Annotated in this window: 21 protein-coding genes; 9 read left to right on the forward strand and 12 right to left on the reverse strand. The window is 71.8% G+C overall.

Going from position 1 to position 17481, the window contains the following annotated elements:
* Positions 1-69: 69 nt before the first annotated feature.
* Positions 70-312, reverse strand: a complete 243-nt coding sequence (locus tag ACEZDG_RS15065; protein ID WP_380508583.1) for a chaplin — start codon at positions 310-312, stop codon at positions 70-72.
* Between the two features lie 236 nt (positions 313-548).
* On the opposite strand from ACEZDG_RS15065, the gene ACEZDG_RS15070 reads away from it, so the two are divergent.
* The 3 genes from ACEZDG_RS15070 (at position 549) to ACEZDG_RS15080 (ending at position 1599) form a co-directional block, all read left to right on the forward strand.
* Complete coding sequence (locus tag ACEZDG_RS15070) at positions 549-779, forward strand: chaplin (protein ID WP_380509793.1); 231 nt, start codon at positions 549-551, stop codon at positions 777-779.
* 60 nt (positions 780-839) lie between these two features.
* Positions 840-1088 carry a chaplin gene (locus ACEZDG_RS15075; protein WP_380508586.1) on the forward strand — a complete coding sequence of 83 codons (249 nt, stop codon included), beginning with the start codon at positions 840-842 and terminating at the stop codon, positions 1086-1088.
* A gap of 121 nt (positions 1089-1209) precedes the next feature.
* The gene (locus ACEZDG_RS15080) at positions 1210-1599 is read left to right on the forward strand and encodes a hypothetical protein (RefSeq protein ID WP_380508589.1); all 390 of its coding nucleotides are present in this window, start codon (positions 1210-1212) and stop codon (positions 1597-1599) included.
* Between the two features lie 74 nt (positions 1600-1673).
* Here ACEZDG_RS15080 and ACEZDG_RS15085 read toward each other — a convergent pair whose 3' ends face one another.
* The gene (locus ACEZDG_RS15085; RefSeq protein WP_380508592.1) at positions 1674-2312 is read right to left on the reverse strand and encodes a hypothetical protein; all 639 of its coding nucleotides are present in this window, start codon (positions 2310-2312) and stop codon (positions 1674-1676) included.
* 297 nt (positions 2313-2609) lie between these two features.
* Here ACEZDG_RS15085 and ACEZDG_RS15090 point away from each other — a divergent pair, with 297 nt between their 5' ends.
* From ACEZDG_RS15090 to ACEZDG_RS15100, 3 genes are read left to right on the forward strand one after another with little or no spacing between them, the layout of a single operon-like run.
* A complete protein-coding gene (locus ACEZDG_RS15090) occupies positions 2610-2948 on the forward strand; it encodes a rodlet layer protein (protein WP_380508595.1) in 339 nt (112 codons plus the stop codon).
* 41 nt (positions 2949-2989) lie between these two features.
* Positions 2990-3328 (forward strand): rodlet layer protein, encoded by a 339-nt coding sequence (locus ACEZDG_RS15095; protein ID WP_380508598.1) that lies wholly within the window; start codon positions 2990-2992, stop codon positions 3326-3328.
* Between the two features lie 38 nt (positions 3329-3366).
* A complete protein-coding gene (locus tag ACEZDG_RS15100) occupies positions 3367-3705 on the forward strand; it encodes a rodlet layer protein (RefSeq protein WP_380508601.1) in 339 nt (112 codons plus the stop codon).
* A 108-nt stretch (positions 3706-3813) separates the two neighbouring features.
* On the opposite strand, the gene hemB is transcribed toward ACEZDG_RS15100, so the two are convergent.
* The 7 genes from hemB to ACEZDG_RS15135 all read right to left on the reverse strand — a co-directional run bounded on the left by hemB (position 3814) and on the right by ACEZDG_RS15135 (position 11451).
* Positions 3814-4797 carry a porphobilinogen synthase gene (gene hemB, locus ACEZDG_RS15105; RefSeq protein WP_380508604.1) on the reverse strand — a complete coding sequence of 328 codons (984 nt, stop codon included), beginning with the start codon at positions 4795-4797 and terminating at the stop codon, positions 3814-3816.
* 144 nt (positions 4798-4941) lie between these two features.
* Positions 4942-6618 (reverse strand): bifunctional uroporphyrinogen-III C-methyltransferase/uroporphyrinogen-III synthase, encoded by a 1677-nt coding sequence (locus tag ACEZDG_RS15110; RefSeq protein WP_380508606.1) that lies wholly within the window; start codon positions 6616-6618, stop codon positions 4942-4944.
* On the reverse strand, positions 6615-7646 hold the full coding sequence (gene hemC / locus ACEZDG_RS15115; protein WP_380508610.1) for a hydroxymethylbilane synthase: 1032 nt from the start codon (positions 7644-7646) through the stop codon (positions 6615-6617). Before hemC ends, ACEZDG_RS15110 begins: the two co-directional genes overlap by 4 nt.
* 170 nt (positions 7647-7816) lie before the next feature.
* Entirely contained in the window at positions 7817-9178 is a 1362-nt protein-coding gene (locus ACEZDG_RS15120) for a glutamyl-tRNA reductase (RefSeq protein WP_380508613.1), read from the reverse strand.
* A gap of 40 nt (positions 9179-9218) precedes the next feature.
* On the reverse strand, positions 9219-10085 hold the full coding sequence (locus ACEZDG_RS15125) for a redox-sensing transcriptional repressor Rex (RefSeq protein ID WP_380508616.1): 867 nt from the start codon (positions 10083-10085) through the stop codon (positions 9219-9221).
* A 194-nt stretch (positions 10086-10279) separates the two neighbouring features.
* Complete coding sequence (locus ACEZDG_RS15130; protein ID WP_380508619.1) at positions 10280-11002, reverse strand: 3'-5' exonuclease; 723 nt, start codon at positions 11000-11002, stop codon at positions 10280-10282.
* 170 nt (positions 11003-11172) lie between these two features.
* Positions 11173-11451, reverse strand: coding sequence for a glutaredoxin family protein (locus ACEZDG_RS15135; RefSeq protein ID WP_380508622.1), 279 nt, complete (start codon positions 11449-11451; stop codon positions 11173-11175).
* Between the two features lie 61 nt (positions 11452-11512).
* On the opposite strand from ACEZDG_RS15135, the gene ACEZDG_RS15140 reads away from it, so the two are divergent.
* The 3 genes from ACEZDG_RS15140 (at position 11513) to ACEZDG_RS15150 (ending at position 14947) form a co-directional block, all read left to right on the forward strand.
* Positions 11513-12409 carry an HAD family hydrolase gene (locus ACEZDG_RS15140; protein ID WP_380508625.1) on the forward strand — a complete coding sequence of 299 codons (897 nt, stop codon included), beginning with the start codon at positions 11513-11515 and terminating at the stop codon, positions 12407-12409.
* Positions 12410-12743: 334 nt separating this feature from the next.
* Positions 12744-13553 carry an ECF subfamily RNA polymerase sigma factor, BldN family gene (locus ACEZDG_RS15145; protein WP_380508628.1) on the forward strand — a complete coding sequence of 270 codons (810 nt, stop codon included), beginning with the start codon at positions 12744-12746 and terminating at the stop codon, positions 13551-13553.
* A 191-nt stretch (positions 13554-13744) separates the two neighbouring features.
* Positions 13745-14947: a DUF5667 domain-containing protein gene (locus tag ACEZDG_RS15150; RefSeq protein WP_380508631.1), complete on the forward strand. Its 1203-nt coding sequence runs from the start codon at positions 13745-13747 to the stop codon at positions 14945-14947.
* A 56-nt stretch (positions 14948-15003) separates the two neighbouring features.
* Here ACEZDG_RS15150 and ACEZDG_RS15155 read toward each other — a convergent pair whose 3' ends face one another.
* The 3 genes from ACEZDG_RS15155 to ACEZDG_RS15165 all read right to left on the reverse strand — a co-directional run bounded on the left by ACEZDG_RS15155 (position 15004) and on the right by ACEZDG_RS15165 (position 17459).
* Positions 15004-16149: a lysophospholipid acyltransferase family protein gene (locus ACEZDG_RS15155; protein WP_380508633.1), complete on the reverse strand. Its 1146-nt coding sequence runs from the start codon at positions 16147-16149 to the stop codon at positions 15004-15006.
* Positions 16146-17219: an NAD-dependent epimerase/dehydratase family protein gene (locus ACEZDG_RS15160; RefSeq protein ID WP_380508636.1), complete on the reverse strand. Its 1074-nt coding sequence runs from the start codon at positions 17217-17219 to the stop codon at positions 16146-16148. The genes ACEZDG_RS15155 and ACEZDG_RS15160 overlap by 4 nt, the downstream gene beginning before the upstream one ends.
* 141 nt (positions 17220-17360) lie before the next feature.
* Complete coding sequence (locus ACEZDG_RS15165) at positions 17361-17459, reverse strand: 30S ribosomal protein bS22 (protein ID WP_003948845.1); 99 nt, start codon at positions 17457-17459, stop codon at positions 17361-17363.
* Positions 17460-17481: the final 22 nt, after the last annotated feature.

Raw genomic sequence — 17481 nt, forward strand, 5'->3', positions numbered from 1 at the left:
ACCGGGACAGAGAAGAGCGGCCGACCACCGGAAGGATGGTCTGCCGCCCGCTTCAGGAAGTACCCAAGGTCAGCCGGCGTTGGCGGCCGAGTTGCCGAAGGCCGGGTTCAGGGCGCCGATCACATTGGCGCTGATGCCCGAGACGTTGACCGGGACGTGAACCGGGACCTGGCCGTTGTTGCCGGAGGCGACACCGGGGGAGGCGACCGCGTCACCCGCGGACTGCGAGCTGGCGAAGGCAGCGCCGGCACCGCCCGTGATGACACCGGCCGCGGCGATGGTGACAAGGGCACCCTTGACGACGTTGTTCATTACTACTCCATAATTTTGTCCGAAACGACTGTGCCCGACAGGAAGGCACATGCCGCTCAACGCCCCTGCCGGGCTGTCGGATTCGGGTCGAACACAGAATTCACCTGAATGCGGTAATACTCGGCTACACGAGTGGATGTTCCCGGCCGCGCGTATCCCCGGACCCCCTGCCTTCGTTCGCACAGTGTCCGATCCGTAGGGGACGGACGGAAAACAAAGGATCCTCCATGCGCAAGATGAAGCAGGCCCTGGTTCTCTCCGCCGTCGCGGCCGGCCTCGCCCTGACCGGTGCGGGTTCCGCCGTCGCCGACGCGGGTGCGATCGGCACCGCCGCCGGCTCCCCCGGCTTCCTTTCCGGCAACCTGATCCAGGTTCCGGTCCACGTCCCGGTGAACATCTGCGGCAACACCGTCAACGTGATCGCGCTGCTGAACCCGGCCTTCGGCAACACCTGCAGCAACAGCTGACCAAGCCCGTCCGGTGCGCGCATGCGCACCGTCTGCAACTCGCGTGACTAGGAGCCCCCCATGCAGAACATCAAGAAGGCCGCTGTCCTCTCCCTCGCGGTCTTCGGCACCGTCATGGCCGGCGCCGGAGCGGCCTCCGCCGACAGCGCCGCCACCGGTGCGGCCGCGCACTCCCCCGGCGTGCTGTCCGGCAACCTGATCCAGGTCCCGGTCCACGTCCCGGTCAACGTCTGTGGCGACAGCGTCAACGTCATCGGCGCGCTGAACCCGGCCTTCGGCAACACCTGCGTCAACGAGCCCAACTGCTGATCGGCCCCCGCCGTCAGGACGGATGCCCCTCGACGCGACCGCGTCGAGGGGCATCCCCGCTCCCCCGCTCACCCAGGTACCGCGGTCAGGCACCGCGGTGCCCGCACAGATCGGACCCTCCATGGGCGCAGTACCACTGCCGAGCGGTCTCGCCGCCGGTGCGTTCCTCGTCCTCGGCGCGCTGGCCGTGCAACCTGCCGCCGCCTGGGCGGCGGAGCCGACGGCGAGCAGCGTGCCGGTGACCTCCCTCCAGCAGCCCCAGGTGGGGCCCGCGCTGGCCGGCCTGACCGGGGCCACCGACTACGCGGCCGCGCCGCTCAAGACGCTGCGGCTGGACCCGCTGGCCGCGTCCTCCGCCGACCCGCTCTCCAACGGCGTGGCGCTGCAGCCGGACCAGCCGGGCGTCAAGCCGCTGTCGACCACCGCGGTGACCGGCTCGCTCAGCCAGGGCGGCGGGCTGGACAGCCTGCCGCTGGTGGGCGGCCTGGCCAAGGTGCTCCCCGGCGGCTGACCCGCCGACGGGAAAGGGGCCCGGCCGCCGCGACTGCGGTGGCCGGGCCCCTTTCCCGTTCGCGGGCGCGCCGCTCAGCGCTGGGCGAGCACCTGCGCCGTCGCCGCCGCGGTGGTCAGGAACTCGTCCACGGTCCGGTCCAGCGGCCGGTTCATGGTCCGCTGGTCCAGGCTGATGAACCCGCTGGGCGCGGTCTCCACCTGGGGGCTGGTGACCGAGGGCTGAAGCCGGGTCAGGTCGACCACCTCGTCGCCGCCGGTCGCGGTGATCGGCTGCCCGACCGAGGCCGCCGCTCCCACCGCCTTCATCGGGGCCTGCGGAAGCGACATCACCAGCCCGTCCGGCTGCAGCGAACCGTCCCCGCCCACCACCGGGGCGACCAGGTTCAGGTCCGGGGTGGCCGGGGGCGAGCCGAGGGCCGGCAGCAGGGGGTCGGGGATCAACGAGTGGCTCTCCTTGACCACCGGGGACGGCGGCACGATCGGCAGGCCGGACATGGAGCCGTGCAGCCCGGCCGACGAGGCGTCACCGGTCACCGACTGCACCGCGCTGCCCAGCGGCAGGTCGAAGGGCACTCGCGTCGCAGCCGCCGCCTGCTCCGCCGCCTCCAGCCGGTCCGGGTTCACAGCCGCCGCCGCAGTGGTCTGAACAGCCGCCCCCAGGCCGGCGCACGCGGTGAGGGCGACCACGGCTGCTCGCGCACTGAATTTCATATATTTCCCATTCGTATGGAGTTTTCCTGCCCAGGAAAGAGGCCTGACATTCTGCGTGAACGAGCGACGAAACGAAACAATGCGCGGGATCACCTGAACGCCACGCCGAAACGCGGAGAAGTACACGGAACGGGTGAATCTCGGCGCGGAAATAACGAAGAAGGTGACCCCGGTCGGCGGCCGTTCGTTAGGTCGAGTGAGCAGTCGGTCGTGAGCGCGCATCTCCCGCACATTTCGCTGGTCGCTCCCCCTGCTCGATCAGAACGTGTGTCATCCCCATCTAGCGAAGGATCTCCCGTGCTCAAGAAGGCCATTGCCGTCACCTCCCTCGCCGCTGCCGCGCTGGCCATGGCCGCCGGCTCCGCTGCCGCCCTGGGCGACTCGGACGGCTCGACCACCTCCCTCCAGGGCGCCGGCGGCACCAACACCACCGGCACCTGGGGCGACAACAGCCCGAACTTCCACTTCCTGGACAACCCGAACATCTGCCTGCCGGAGATCCACCACGTGCAGGTCGGCCTCGTCCCGGTCCAGGCGGACGTCCCCGTGGGCAACCAGCAGCTGCACCAGACCTGCAACGTCGGCCAGGCCACCCAGGGCAACGGCGACGGCGCGCTGTCCCACCTCATCGGCTGAGCTGTCCACCCCGCCCACCCAACGCCACAAGGAGTAGCACCATGCTGAAGAAGGCAATCGCCGTCACCTCCCTCGCCGCCGCCGCGCTGGCCATGGCCGCCGGCTCCGCTGCCGCCATCGGCGACTCGGACGGCTCCGCCACCTCCCTCCAGGGCAACGGCGGCACCAACACCACCGGCACCTGGGGCGACAACAGCCCGAACTTCCACTTCCTGGACAACCCGAACATCTGCCTGCCGGAGATCCACCACGTGCAGGTCGGCCTCGTCCCGGTCCAGGTCGACGTCCCGGTCCTGAACCAGCAGTCGCACCAGACCTGCAACGTCGGCCAGGGCACCCAGAGCACGGGCGACGGCGCGGCTTCGCACCTCATCGGCTGATCCTGCTCCACCCCCCACACCCACAGAGGAGTCCCACCATGCTGAAGAAGGCCATCGCAACCACCGGTCTGGCGCTCTCCGCCATCGCCGTGTCCATGGGCTCGGCCGCCGCGATCGGCAACGCCGACGGCAACGCCACCTCCCTGCAGGGCGACGGCGGCACCAACGCCACCGGCACCTGGGGCAACAACAGCCCGTCGTTCCACACGGCGGACAACCCCAACATCTGCCTGCCCGAGGTCCACCACGTGCAGGTCGGCCTCGTGCCGGTCCAGGCGGACGTGCCGATCCTGAACCAGCAGCAGCACCAGATCTGCAACGTGGGCCACACCACGCAGGGCGAGGGCGACGGCGCACTCTCCCACCTGATCGGCTGAGCTTACGAATTCAGCTGGTCGAGCAGGTCGAGAAGGGTCGAAAGCGGTCGGTGCCGGGGCAGGCGGATCCCGGCACCGACCGCTTTGTCATGCGGTCGGCAACCGCCGTCAGCCGCGCAGCATCGCCGCGGCCTCGACGGCCCAGTAGGTGAGCACCTGGTTGGCGCCGGCCCGGCGGATCGAGGTCAGCGTCTCCATGATCGTCCGCTCCCGGTCGATCCAGCCGTTCGCCGCAGCGGCCTCCACCATGGAGTACTCGCCGGAGACCTGGTAGGCGACCACCGGCACCGGGCTGACGTCGGCGACCTGGCGCAGGATGTCCAGGTAGGCCATGGCCGGCTTCACCATCACCAGGTCCGCGCCCTCGGCCAGGTCCAACTCCAGCTCCCGCAGCGCCTCCCGGGCGTTCGCCGGGTCCTGCTGGTAGCTCTTGCGGTCGCCCCTGAGCGACGAGCCGACCGCCTCGCGGAACGGGCCGAAGAAGGCCGAGGCGTACTTCGCGGTGTAGGCCAGGACGGCCGTGTCCTGGAAGCCCGCCGCGTCCAGCGCGTCGCGCACCACCGCGATCTGACCGTCCATCATGCCGGAGGGGCCGACCATGTGGACCCCTGCCTCGGCCTGGACCACGGCCATCTCCGCGTAGCGGACCAGCGTCGCGTCGTTGTCGACCGTCCCGTCGGCGGCGAGCACGCCGCAGTGGCCGTGGTCGGTGTACTCGTCCAGGCAGAGGTCGGACATGACCACCAGCTGGTCGCCGACCTCGGCCACCACGTCGCGGATGGCCTGCTGCAGGATGCCGTCCGGGTTGGTGCCCTCGGAGCCGATCGCGTCCTGCACCTCCGGGATGCCGAAGAGCATCAGGCCGCCGACGCCCGCCTCGGCCGCCTGCACGGCCGCCTTCCGCAGGGTGTCCCTGGTGTGCTGGACCACGCCGGGCATGGCGCCGATCGGCACCGGTTGGGTGATGCCCTCGCGGACGAACAGCGGGAGGATCAGCTCCGCCGGGTGCAGCCGGGTCTCTGCGACCAGGCGCCGCACCGCCGGGGTTGTACGGAGCCGTCGGGGTCGCACCACAGGAACCTGAACGTCCATCACACTCTCCTGGATCAAGTTGCAATCACCTTAGGGGCGCGGGGAACTGCGCGAGCAACCGTCACGGAGGTGCATGGCTGGTCGCGCAGTTCCCCGCGCCCCTAGGTGGGTGCATGGTCGGACATCTGCCTTCAGTTCTGGCTACTACCGGGCCTTGCGGCGGGAGCCGGGGCGCCGCTCGCTGGGGCGGTAGACCTGTTCGCCGGCCTGGGTGGCGGCGTCGCGCCGCGCCGCGCCGAAGTCTGCCAGGGCCTCGGCCAGCGCCGCCACCGACGGGGCGGGGGCGAGGACGTCGACCCGGAGGCCGTGCTCCTCGGCGGTCTTGGCCGTGGCCGGTCCGATGCAGGCGATCACGGTCACGTTGTGCGGCTTGCCGGCGATGCCGACCAGGTTGCGCACGGTGGAGGACGAGGTGAAGATCACCGCGTCGAAGCCGCCGCCCTTGATCGCCTCCCGGGTCTCGGCCGGCGGCGGCGAGGCCCGTACCGTCCGATAGGCCGTCACATCGTCGACCTCCCAGCCGAGTTCGACCAGTCCGGCGACCAGGGTCTCGGTCGCGATGTCGGCCCGCGGCAGCAGCACCCGGTCGATCGGGTCGAACACCGGGTCGTACAGCGGCCAGTCCTCCAGCAGTCCGGCGGCGGACTGCTCGCCGGTCGGCACCAGGTCCGGCTTGACGCCGAAGTCGACCAGGGCCTGCGAGGTGGTCTCGCCGACCGCGGCGACCTTGATCCCGGCGAAGGCACGGGCGTCGAGGCCGTACTCCTCGAACTTCTCCCGGACCGCCTTGACCGCGTTCACCGAGGTGAAGGCGATCCACTCGTAACGACCCGTCACCAGGCCCTTGATGGCCCGCTCCATCTGCTGCGGGGTGCGCGGCGGCTCGACCGCGATGGTCGGCACCTCGGACGGCACCGCGCCGTAGGAGCGCAGCTGCTCGGAGAGCGCGCCGGCCTGGTCCTTGGTGCGCGGCACCAGGATGTTCCAGCCGAACAGCGGCTTGGTCTCGAACCAGGACAGGGTGGGCCGGCTGGTCACCTGCTCACCGACGACGGCTATCACACAGCTGGCCGGGTTCACCGGCGCCGAGACCGGCGAGGGCAGCACCCGGGCCGCCTTCAGCTCGGCGGCCAGCGTGGCCAGCGTGGCGGTGTAGGTGCGCTGCCGGGTGGTGGTGCCCTCCAGGGTCACCGAGACCGGGGTGTCCGGCTTCCGTCCCGAGGCGACCAGCGCGGTCGCCGACAGCGGCAGCGAGCTGAGCCGGGTCCGGACCACCAGGGTGGCGTCGCAGCCGCCCAGGTTGGACCAGTCGTAGGCGTCGGGGGCGCAGTGCGAGGCGTCCACGAAGCGGACGTCGGTGCCCGCGCCGGCCCGCAGCGGCACCCCGGCGTAGGCCGGGACGCCCACCGACTGGGCCACGCCCGGCACCACCTGGAACGGGATCCCGGCCTGCGCGCAGGCCAGCATCTCCTCGGCGGCCCGGCCGTCCAGGCCCGGGTCCCCGTCCACGGTGCGGACCACATGCCGTCCGGCCTGCACGGCCGGGAACAGCCGGGTGATCGCCGCGGCCCCGTCCCCGCCGAAGGCGCCGTCCAGGGCGAAGCCGTCCGACCCGGCGTCGTGCAGCTCCACTCCGGCGGGACAGTGCAGCCGGACCGCCGCGGCGGTGAGCGGGTCGGCGACCAGGACGTCCGCGGCCGACAGCACCTCCACGGCGCGCAGCGTCAGCAGACCCGGATCACCCGGCCCCGCGCCGAGGAAGGTGACCTGGCCGGTCGGGCGTGAGCCCGCCGGGACGACTGAATGCTTAGTGGGGCTCACTGGACACGCTCCCCCATCAGGCCGGCCGCGCCCGCGGCGAGCATCCGGGCCGCCAGCTCGCGGCCCAGGGCCGCTGCTGCCTGCTCGGAAGCCGCCTCGGGCCCGAAGGCGCCGGTAACGGACAACTGCACGACGGACGAACCGTCAACGGTGCCGACGAGCGCCCTCAGTTCGAGGGCGGTGTCGGCGTCAGCACTGAGGCCGTCAGTACGGCGCTGTACTGAGGCGAGGGCGCCCACGGGGGCGGAGCAGCCGGCTTCCAGCGCGGCCAGCAGGGCGCGCTCGGCGGTGACCGCGGCCCGGGTCACCGGGTCGTCCAGCACGCCGAGGGCGGCGGTCAGGGCGGTGTCGCCGGCCCGGCACTCGATGGCCAGCGCCCCCTGTCCGGGGGCGGGCAGCATCAGGTCGGCGTCCAGGATCTGGGTGGCCTCGCCGAGCCGGCCGAGCCGGCTCAGTCCGGCGGCGGCCAGCACCACGGCGTCGAGCCGGCCGGAGTGCACCAGGCCGATCCTGGTGTCGACATTGCCGCGGATCGGCACGGTCTCGATCCGCACCCCGGCCGCCGCGGCCCAGGCGTTGAGCTGGGCCGTCCGCCGGGGCGATCCGGTGCCGATCCTGGCCGGGGCCTGGACGCACTTGCCGACCAGCTCGTCCAGGGTCAGCCCGTCCCTGGCGACCAGGGCGTCCCTGGGGTCCTCGCGGAGCGGGACCGCGGCCAGCGCGAGCCCGTCCGGGGCGGCCGTCGGCAGGTCCTTCAGCGAGTGCACGGCGAAGTCGATGGAACCGTCCAGCAGCGCGTCGCGGAGCGCGGAGACGAAGACCCCGGTGCCGCCGATCTGCGCCAACTGCTCGCGGGAGGTGTCGCCGTAGGTGGTGATCTCGACCAGCTCGACCCTGCGGCCGGTGGCGGCGGACACCGCCTCGGCGACCTGCCCGGACTGGGCCGTCGCCAGGGCGCTGCGGCGGGTGCCGAGGCGCAGCGGAGGCCCGCCCGGATCCGGCTCGGGGCTGTTGGGTCGGCCACTCATGACATGATCATCCCGGTCGTGCTCGTTATCGGTGTTCGGTGTACTGCGCTGCTCCGACCGGCCCCCGCCGATGGAGCTGCCCCCTGCCACTGCTAGCGTGCTGGGCAGGCCCCCGAACGTCCGCCCGGGGTCGGCGGACGCGCGTCCGCCGACCTGCGGCTGACGGTCCGTCATCCCAGCTCACCCCCCGCCACCTGCAGTGGAAGCCTTGCCGGCAGGGAGATCGGGGCGCCTGCCACCGCCTGTACCGCGGCCGGGTCGAGGTCGAACAGCTCGCGCAGCGCCTCGGCGTAGGAGGCCCCGCCCGGTTCCCCGGCCAGCTGCTTGACCCGCACTGTCGGCGAGTGCAGCAGCTTGTCGACCACCCGGCGGACGGTCTGCGCCAGCTCGGCCCTGGCCCGCGGGTCCAGTTCCGGGAGCCGTCCGTCCAGCCGCTCCAGCTCGGAGCTGACCACCTCGGAGGCCATCGCCCGGAGCGCCACCACGGTCGGGGTGATCGCCGCCGCCCGCTGGGCCGCGCCGAAGGCGTCGACCTCGGCCGCGACGATCCGGCGGACCGCGTCGACGTCGAGGGCGCCGGCATGCCCACCCGAGTCGTTCGCAGCCTGCGCGGACTCGGCCAGGGTCTCCAGGTCCACCAGGTGCACCCCGGGCAGGGCCTGTACGGCGGCGTCCACGTCCCGGGGCAGGGCCAGGTCCAGGACGCCGAGCGGCGATCCGGAACCGCGTCCGGCGACGGCGGCGGCGATCTGCTCCGCCCCGAGGACGATGCCGGCCGCCCCGGTACAGGAGACCACCAGGTCGGCCTCGGCCATGGCCGAGGCCACCTCCTCGAACCGGACCACCCGGGCGCCCAGGGTCGCCGCCAGCCGCTCGGCCCGATCGTGCGTCCGATTGGCGATGACCAGTTCGACCACTCCGGCCCGGGCCAGGGTCGCCGCCGCCAGCGAGCTCATCGAGCCCGCGCCGACAACCAGCGCCCGCTTGCCCGCGACCGGTCCGGTGCCCTCGGCGATCCGCTCCAGGCCGAAACTGACCAGCGACTGCCCGGCCTTGTCGATGTCGGTCTCGCTGTGCGCCCGCTTGCCGACCCGCAGCGCCTGCTGGAACAGCTCGTTGAGGCCGCGTCCTGCGGTGTGCTGCTCCTGGGCCAGGCCCAGCGCGTCCCGCAGCTGGCCGAGGATCTGCCCCTCGCCGACCACCATCGACTCCAGGCCGCAGGCCACCGAGAACAGGTGGTGCACGGCCCGGTCCTCGTAGTGCACATAGAGGTGCGCGGTCAGCTCCTCCAGGTCGACCCCGCTGTGCTCGGCCAGCAGCACGGACAGGTCGGCGACCCCGGCGTGGAACTTGTCCACGTCGGCGTACAGCTCGATCCGGTTGCAGGTGGCGACCAGCGCGGCCTCGCCGACCGGGGCCGCCGCGGCGGCGGCGTGCAGCAGCCGCTGCGGGGCGTCGCCGGTCAGCGCGGCCCGCTCCAACAGCCCCACCGGCGCGGTGCGGTGGCTGAGGCCCAGTACCAGAAGGCTCACGCTGCTGCCCCGCTTCCCAGGCTCGTGCCCTGCTGAACGCTCATGCCGGAATCACCGCCGGCAGGTCGCCGTCGTCGCCGTCCCCGGGCTCGGCGGCGGCAGCAGCCGCGGCCTTGCCGCGAGCGCGGGAGACAGCACGGGCAGCCGCAGCGGCAACTGCTTTCGCTCCTGCCCCAGGCCGTGAGACTACTGCGGGACCGTCGTCGGCGAGATGGTCCTCACCGGACTTTCGCTGCTCGTGGAAGGCGAGGATCTGCAGTTCGATCGACAGGTCGACCTTGCGCACGTCCACGCCCTCCGGCACCGAGAGCACGGTGGGGGCGAAGTTGAGGATGCTGGTCACCCCGGCCGCGACCAGCCGATCGCAGACCTGCTGGGCGGCGCCGGGCGGGGTGGTGATCACACCGATCGAGACGTGCTCGGCCCGGATGATCTCCTCCAGCTCGTCCATGTGCCGGACCGGCAGGCCCGCGGCGGTCTGCCCGGCCAGCGCCGGATCGGCGTCCAGCAGGGCCGCGACCCGGAACCCGCGGGAGGCGAACCCGCCGTAGTTGGCCAGCGCGTGGCCGAGGTTCCCGATGCCGACGATGACGACCGGCCAGTCCTGGGTCAGGCCCAGCTCGCGGGAGATCTGGTAGACGAGGTACTCGACGTCGTAGCCGACGCCGCGGGTCCCGTAGGAGCCCAGGTAGGAGAAGTCCTTGCGCAGCTTGGCCGAGTTGACCCCGGCCGCGGTGGCCAGTTCCTCGGAGGAGACGGTCGGCACCGAGCGCTCGGAGAGCGCGGTCAGGGCACGCAGGTAGAGCGGCAGCCGCGCGACCGTCGCATCAGGAATGCCCCGGGCCCGGGTGCGCCGGGAGGCGCCTCCTGGGGACGGAGAGGCTGGGGTGGTACGTCCAGTTGCCACGGTGCTCCTGTGGGTGCTCCAACTGCTCGGGGGGCGACCCCCCGTACCCCCGCGTGAACCCCAGGTGGCTGAGGTCCGGCACGCGAGCCCTGAGGGGTGAAGCCGGGTGAAGCTGGGCTGCGAACGCCAGGCTATGCGTTTGTGAACGTGTGCACAAAGATGGTGTCCGATTTGTCCACGGGGAGTGACGCGCATCACGCGCACCCCGTCAGAACCCGCGCCCGGGTCGCCGCGGCGGCGGCAGCGGGGACGCCGGGGCGAAGCGCGGGGCGCGCACCCGGGCGCGGGGTGGCACGGGCAGCGGCGGGGACGGTACGGCCCGTGCCGCGGGCGGGCCTCGGCCAGGGCACTCCGGCCGCCGCCCCGACCAGTCGGCCCAGCGCCACGGCCCCGCCCTCGGGGGTCGCCAGGCAGCGTCGCAGCAGCTCAGCGGCGGCCCTGGCGTCGCCGAGCGCGGTGTGGGCGTCGACCAGCGGGAAGCCCGCCGCCTCGCAGCAGGCGCCCAGCGACCTCGGTCCGAGGCCCAGCACCCGGTCGGCCAGCGCCATGGTGCAGAGCGAGGGGGCGTCCGGCAGGACCGTCCCGGTCCTGGCGAACTCGCGCCGGATGAACTCCTGGTCGCAGCGGACGTGATGGCCGACCAGCAACCGTCCGCGCAGCAGCGTGAGCAACTGGGGAGCGAGCTCGCGGAAGGAAGGGGCGCCGACCACGTCCGGCTGGGCGATGCCGTGCACCTCACTGGGACCGACCGGGCCGCCGGGGTCGACCAGGGTGCTGAACTCGCCCACCACCCGCAGCAGCGGGTAGTCCAGCAGCACCACGCCGACCTCCACCACCCGGTGCCGCCAGGGGACCCGTCCGCTGGCCTCGACATCGACCACGGCGAGGCCCCGGGGCGGGGCGGTCGGGCTGGGCACGGTTCCACTCCTCAGGGTTCAGGGACCGGTGTCAGTGGTGACCCGGACCGCCCCCCTCGGCACAAAACGTCTCGATGGTAAGCGCACAAACAGCGGATCCCACAAGCTGATGACCGAACCATGGGACATTCGTCACCGCATCGTGCCCTGTGCGGCCCTGCCTGAAAGCCCTACGCCCCGAGCGCCTTGCGCAGGCGGGCCTCGTCCACCCGCCAGAAGTCGTGCTGCCTGCCGTCGATCAAGGTGACCGGGATCTGCTCCCAGTACTTCCGGTACAGCTCCGGATCGTCGTTGATGCTCAACTCCTGCACCGAGAAGCCCAGCTCGTCCGCCAGCCGGGAGACGACCGCGCGGGCGTCCTCGCAGAGATGGCAGTCGGGCTTCCCGATCAGCGTGATCAGATGCTCGGCAGGAGACTTCTTCGGTTCACGACGCAGCAGGGGAGTCACTCCCCCATTCTGCCTCCCACCGGTTACCGGCTCGCAACGCTCCGCTGGCTATGCTCGCGGTATGCCCAGGCTGCGAAAGCTTTCCCAGGAGAAGCGTTCCTCCGCCGTACTCGCCGGCTCCGCCGCAGCCGCGGCGGCGGAGGCCGCGGTCGTCGACGACGAGCCCGGCGCACCGCTCGGGGCCGAGCCGAACACCGCTGCCTTCTTCGACTGCGACAACACCATCGTCCAGGGCGCGGCGATCTTCTACCTGGGCCGCGGGCTCTACAAGCGCAAGTTCTTCAGCCACCGCGAGCTGCTGCGATTCGCCTGGCAGCAGGCGTACTTCCGGCTGCACGGCGCGGAGCACGCCGGGCACATGGCGGACGCCAAGGAGAGCGCGCTCTCCATCGTGCAGGGCCACCGGGTCGCCGACCTCGAGGCGATCTGCGAGGAGATCTTCGAGGAGTACATCGCCGAGAAGATCTGGCCGGGCACCCGCGCCCTGGTGAAGATGCACCTGGAGTCGGGCCAGCGGGTCTGGCTGGTGACCGCGGCCCCGGTGGAGGCGGCCAGGGTGATCGCCGCCCGGCTCGGCATGACCGGCGCGCTGGGCACCGTCGCCGAGGCGCTGGGCGGTGTCTACACCGGCCGCCTGGTCGGCGAGACCCTGCACGGGCCCGCCAAGGCCGAGGCGGTGAAGGCGCTGGCGCAGCGCGAGGGGCTGGACCTGGACCGCTGCGCCGCGTACAGCGACTCCTCCAACGACATCCCGCTGCTGTCCCTGGTCGGCTACCCCTATGTGATCAACCCGGACGCGGAACTGCGGCGCCACGCCCGGGAGCAGGGGTGGCGGGTACGCGATTTCAGGACCGGGCGGAAGGCGGCCAGGGTGGGCATCCCCGCAGCTGCGGGCCTGGGCGCGGCGGCCGGCGGAACCGCCGCCGCGGTGGCGCTCTACCGCAACCGTCGGCGCTGATCGCTTCTGATCGGTACGACCGGACAAAAATTCCTGGAGCAGCCTGACCGATCAGCGGGAATCCCGGGTCGGTCGTTCACTTACCGCTGATATGCGGTCAAAAATCGACATAGTAGGCCGGATTCCGCTTGGCATAGTCGGTCACATTGTGCCACCAACCGGTGACAGGTGTGACTGAAGCGGCGAATTTAGCAACAGGGTGTAGCGGTTGTTGCACGAAGCGTTATCCTCGTCAGACGCACGCCGGAGCCCATGTGTCCCACGCTGGGCGAGCGGGCCCGCACTGCCGCATTGCACAAAAAGGTTCTGCAACAGTTCTGCCTCTGGGAGTCCCGTGTACCCACACGTCCGGAACGACGCGCCTGCATCCTCCCTGGCCCCCGACGGCACCACCGGCGGCCTGGGGCTGCTGCGCGCCCTGGTAAGCGAACAGCTGTCCCCGCTGCTGACGCCTGCCCCCGCACCCGTCCTCGCCGGCATCGGCGCGGACCTACGCACCGCCCCGCCGCAGCGCACCTCGGTCGCGCTGCGCACCCGCACCTCCCCGGCCACCTCCCGGACCAGGACCTGGGACAAGGACGAGGTGGCGCCGAGCGCCGACAACCCGATCATGAAGCTGGTCGAGAAGGCGCAGGAGGGCGACAGCGACGCGTTCGGGCGGCTCTACGACCACTACTCCGACACGGTCTACCGGTACATCTACTACCGGGTCGGCAGCAAGGCCACGGCCGAGGACCTGACCAGCGAGACCTTCCTCCGGGCGCTGCGCCGGATCGGCACCTTCACCTGGCAGGGCCGGGACTTCGGGGCCTGGCTGGTCACCATCGCCCGCAACCTGGTCGCGGACCACTTCAAGTCCAGCCGCTTCCGGCTGGAGGTCACCACCGGCGAGATGCTCGACTCCAACGAGTGCGAGCGCAGCCCGGAGGACTCGGTGCTGGAGTCGCTGTCCAACGCCGCGCTGCTGGACGCCGTGCACCGGCTCAACCCGCAGCAGCAGGAGTGCGTCCGACTGCGCTTCCTGCAGGGCCTGTCCGTGGCCGAGACCGCGCGGATCATGGGCAAGAACGAGGGCGCGATCAAGACCCTCCAGTACCGGGCGGTGCGAACACTCGCCCGACTGCTTCCCAGCGACGCACGATGACAGGTATCCACTCATACTGATGAGACGTCACCCGAGTGATCATGCGTGCGTAACCGAGCATCCCCACGGCTCGTTGCGCAGAGTGCAAAGCCCCTTGGGGCCCCGCATCACCCTTTGGGGTGGTTCCTGGCACGACTGCGCAACCGTCCGGTCGGCCGAGTTGTCGACATCGACGAGAGGAGGTGCTGCCCATGACAGCCAACGTGCTTGAGCACCGTAGGGCGAGAGCCTTCGCCGACGCTGTGGAGGATCGCCCCAGCACTACGGCGGCAGGCCAGCAGGAGGGTCAGTTCACCGAGATGGTGGCGACCGTCCAGGAGCTGCGGGCCACCCCCGTACCCGTGCTGGACCCCGCCGTGAAGCGTGACCAGCGAGCGCTGCTGATGGCCGAGTTCGAACGCGCCTTCGCCGGTGGCGGCGGCGCGTCGGTCGTCCCCGAGCAGCGCAGCCGCGGGGCCCACCGCGCCACCGAGGCCGCCCGCCGGTTCCGTCCCAACACCCGCTGGGGCCGCAGGCTCGTCGTCGGCGGCCTCGCCGCGGGCGTGGCCCTCGGCACCTTCGGCGGGGTCGCCGCCGCGAGCACCTCCGCCGTCCCCGGCGACGCGCTCTACGGGATGAAGCGCGGCCTGGAGGACTGGCAGCTCAACCTGGCCGGCTCGGACGCCGAGCGCGGCAGGCTGCTGCTCGACCAGGCCACCCAGCGGATGACCGAGGCGCAGAAGCTGACCGCGCACCAGCGCCCCGGCGAGACCCTCAGCCCGCACCTGCTGGCGGAGGTGTCCCGGGCCCTCACCGACATGAACACCGAGGGCAGCCAGGGCCGCGACCTGCTGAAGGCGATCTACGCCCAGAACCACTCGCTGGCCCCGATGCAGCAGTTGGCCCACTTCGCCGGCTCCCAGCAGCAGCGGCTGGCCGCGATCGAGCCCAAGCTCGACGGTCGGCTCGACCCGGTCACCGGCAAGGTGCAGACCCTGCTCAGCGGAATAAGCGAGGACCTCGCCCCGCTGCACCTCGCCGCCACCCAGGGCGGGTCCGGCGCTCCGGGCGACAGCGGCGGTTCCGCTCCCGGCGGGTCCGGCCAGAGCGGACGGGCCGTCAGCAGCGGTCGTCAGGGCGCCACCGGCGCCCCGCAGGGTGCCACCACCCAGGGCACCGGCAGCCACGGCGGCGCCACCGCGACCGCAGGGCCCACCACCCAGGGCACCGGCGGACTGGTCGGCAGTGTCGGCGGCCTGCTCGACCCCGCGCCCTCGGCCTCGCCCACGGCGGCCGACCGCAACGGCGGGACGGACGGCGGCCCCACGCCGGCGCCCAGCGGCAACAGCGTCACCATCCCACCGCTGCTGCCCGGACTGCTGCCCGGCCTCGGCCTCGGCGTCTCCGGCAGCTGAGCACACAGCGGTAGGGCCCGCAGCGTCTCCCCCGCTGCGGGCCTTCTGCCATCAGCTCAGAAGAACACCGAACGGCGCTGCACCAGCAGCTGGTAGAGCGTGTGCTGCACCGTCTCCCTGACCTGGTCGGTCAGGTTGAACAGCAGCATCGGGTCCTCCGCCGCCTCCGGCGGGTAGCTGTCGGTGGGGATCGGCTCGCCGAACTGGATGGTCCACTTCGTCGGCAGCGGGATCGCGCCCAGCGGCCCCAGCCAGGGGAAGGTCGGGGTGATCGGCACATACGGCAGGCCCAGGATCCGGGCCAGGGTACGGGCGTTGCCGATCATCGGGTAGATCTCCTCCGCGCCCACGATCGAGCAGGGGATGATCGGCACCCCGGCCTGCAGCGCCGAGGAGACGAAGCCGCCCCGGCCGAAACGCTGCAGCTTGTAGCGGTCGGCGAAGGGCTTGCCGATGCCCTTGAAGCCCTCCGGCCAGACGCCGACGATCTCGCCCAGCTCCAGCAGCCGCTGCGCGTCCTCGTTGCAGGCCAGGGTGTGACCGGCCTTGCGGGCCAGCTCATTGACGCCCGGCAGCACAAACACCAGGTCGGCGGCGAGCATCCGCAGATGGCGCTGGGTGGCGGTGTGGTCGTGGATCGCGACCTGGGTCATCAGCGCGTCCAGCGGCAGCACCCCGGAGTGGTTGGCGACCACCAGCGCCCCGCCCTCGGTGGGCAGGTTCTCGGCGCCGCGCACCTCCAGCCGGAAGTACTTGTCCGCGAGCGGACGGACGGCGGTGAGCAGCACCTTCTCGGTCAGCTCGGCGTCGAAGCCGAACTCGTCGACCTCGTACTCGCCGGTGAGCCTGCGCCGGAGGAAGTTGAGGCCGCCGGCCGCCTTGTCCTCCCAGCCCTTGCCGAAGAGCCGTCCGGCCAGGGCGCCGGTCGGCCCGGCCAGGGCCTTGCCGACCGCCCCGGCCACCGCGTCCGCGAAACCGCCGGGCGACGGCTCCTCCGCCGCGGCCTCGGGCCCGGCCTCCGGTGCTGCCTCCGGCTCCGGCTCCACCACCGGGTGCAGCTGGACCGGTTCGGTGCTGCCGCTGCCGCCGCTGTGCTTGCGCTTGGACGCCCCGGAGCCGCCGCCGCTCCGTCCGGTACCGATCGGGATCACCTTCGCCCGGACCTCGCCGACACCGTCGGCCGTCTCTCCTGCCGAGCTCATCGCTTCTTCCCTCCGCCGTTCGGCAGTAGTTCCGCCACCCGGGATGTCCAGCCGGCCACCTGGGCCGGCGGCAGCAGGCCCGAGCGGGTGCCGCGGGCCATGTCGGCCAGCGCCTGCTCGGTCGTGTAGCGCGGGAGGTAGCCGAAGGTCTCCCGCAGCTGTGTGGTGTCGACTACCCGACCGTGCGTCAGCAACCGCATCTGCTCGGGCGAGAAATCCAGCAGCCGGGTCTGCCGGGCCAGTCCGGCCACCCAGCTGACCGCCGGCAGCAGCATCGGCACGGTGGGCCGGCCCAGCCGCCGCGCCGCCTGGGACAGCACCATCACACCCTCGCCGGCGACGTTGAAGGTGCCGGTGTTGATCATGCCACGCCGCGGCTCCATCGCGGCCAGCCGCAGCACCTCCACCGCGTCGTCCTCATGGATGAACTGCAGCCGGGGGTCGTAGCCGAGCACGGTCGGCAGCACCGGCAGCGCGAAGTACTCGGCCAGCGGCGTGTCGGCGTGCGGGCCGACGATGTTGGCGAAGCGCAGCACCGACACCGCGACGTCGGGGCGGCGCCGGGAGAAGCCGCGGACATAGCCCTCGACCTCCACCGCGTCCTTGGCGAAGCCGCCGCTGGGGAGCACCTTGGGCTGCATCCGCTCGTGGAACACCGCCGGGTCGCGTGGCGCGGAGCCGTACACGCTGGTGGTCGACTTCACCACGAGCCGGCTGACCGTCGGCGCCTTCTGCACCGCGGCGAGCAGCTGCATGGTGCCGATGACGTTGGTCTCCTTGACCGTCGACCGGCTGGTGGAGCCGAGCATGGTGGTGCTGACGTTGAGGTGCACCACGGTGTCGACGTCGTGCTCCGCGATCACCCGGGCCACCGTGGGCCGGCGGATGTCGGCGCGGACGAAGGTGTAGCCGGCCAGCTCGGTGTCTTCCTCGGGTCCGCTGAGATCGTGCGCGGAGGGCTGCAGGTCCACGCCGACCACCAGGTCGACGCCGGGCTCCCGGCGGAGCTCCTGGACGAAGCGGCTGCCCAGATGCCGGGCGACCCCGGTGACGAGCACGACTTTTCCCAATGGACAGTCCCTTCCCGAGACCTCTCCGGGTTGAGGCTACCGCGCCCCTGTTGCCTGAACGTGTCGGACAAAGCGTCGGATACGCCACTGCCCGCTCCGACATTAGCGTCGGAGCGGGCAGTGGCGGAGACCCTGAGGTCCTTACTTCTTGTTGCGACGCTGAACTCGCGTGCGCTTGAGAAGCTTCCGGTGCTTCTTCTTGGCCATACGCTTGCGGCGCTTCTTAATTACGGAACCCACTGACAACCCTCACTCACTGGAC

The sequence above is a fragment of the Streptacidiphilus alkalitolerans genome (assembly GCF_042511045.1).
Lineage (GTDB): Bacteria > Actinomycetota > Actinomycetes > Streptomycetales > Streptomycetaceae > Streptacidiphilus > Streptacidiphilus alkalitolerans.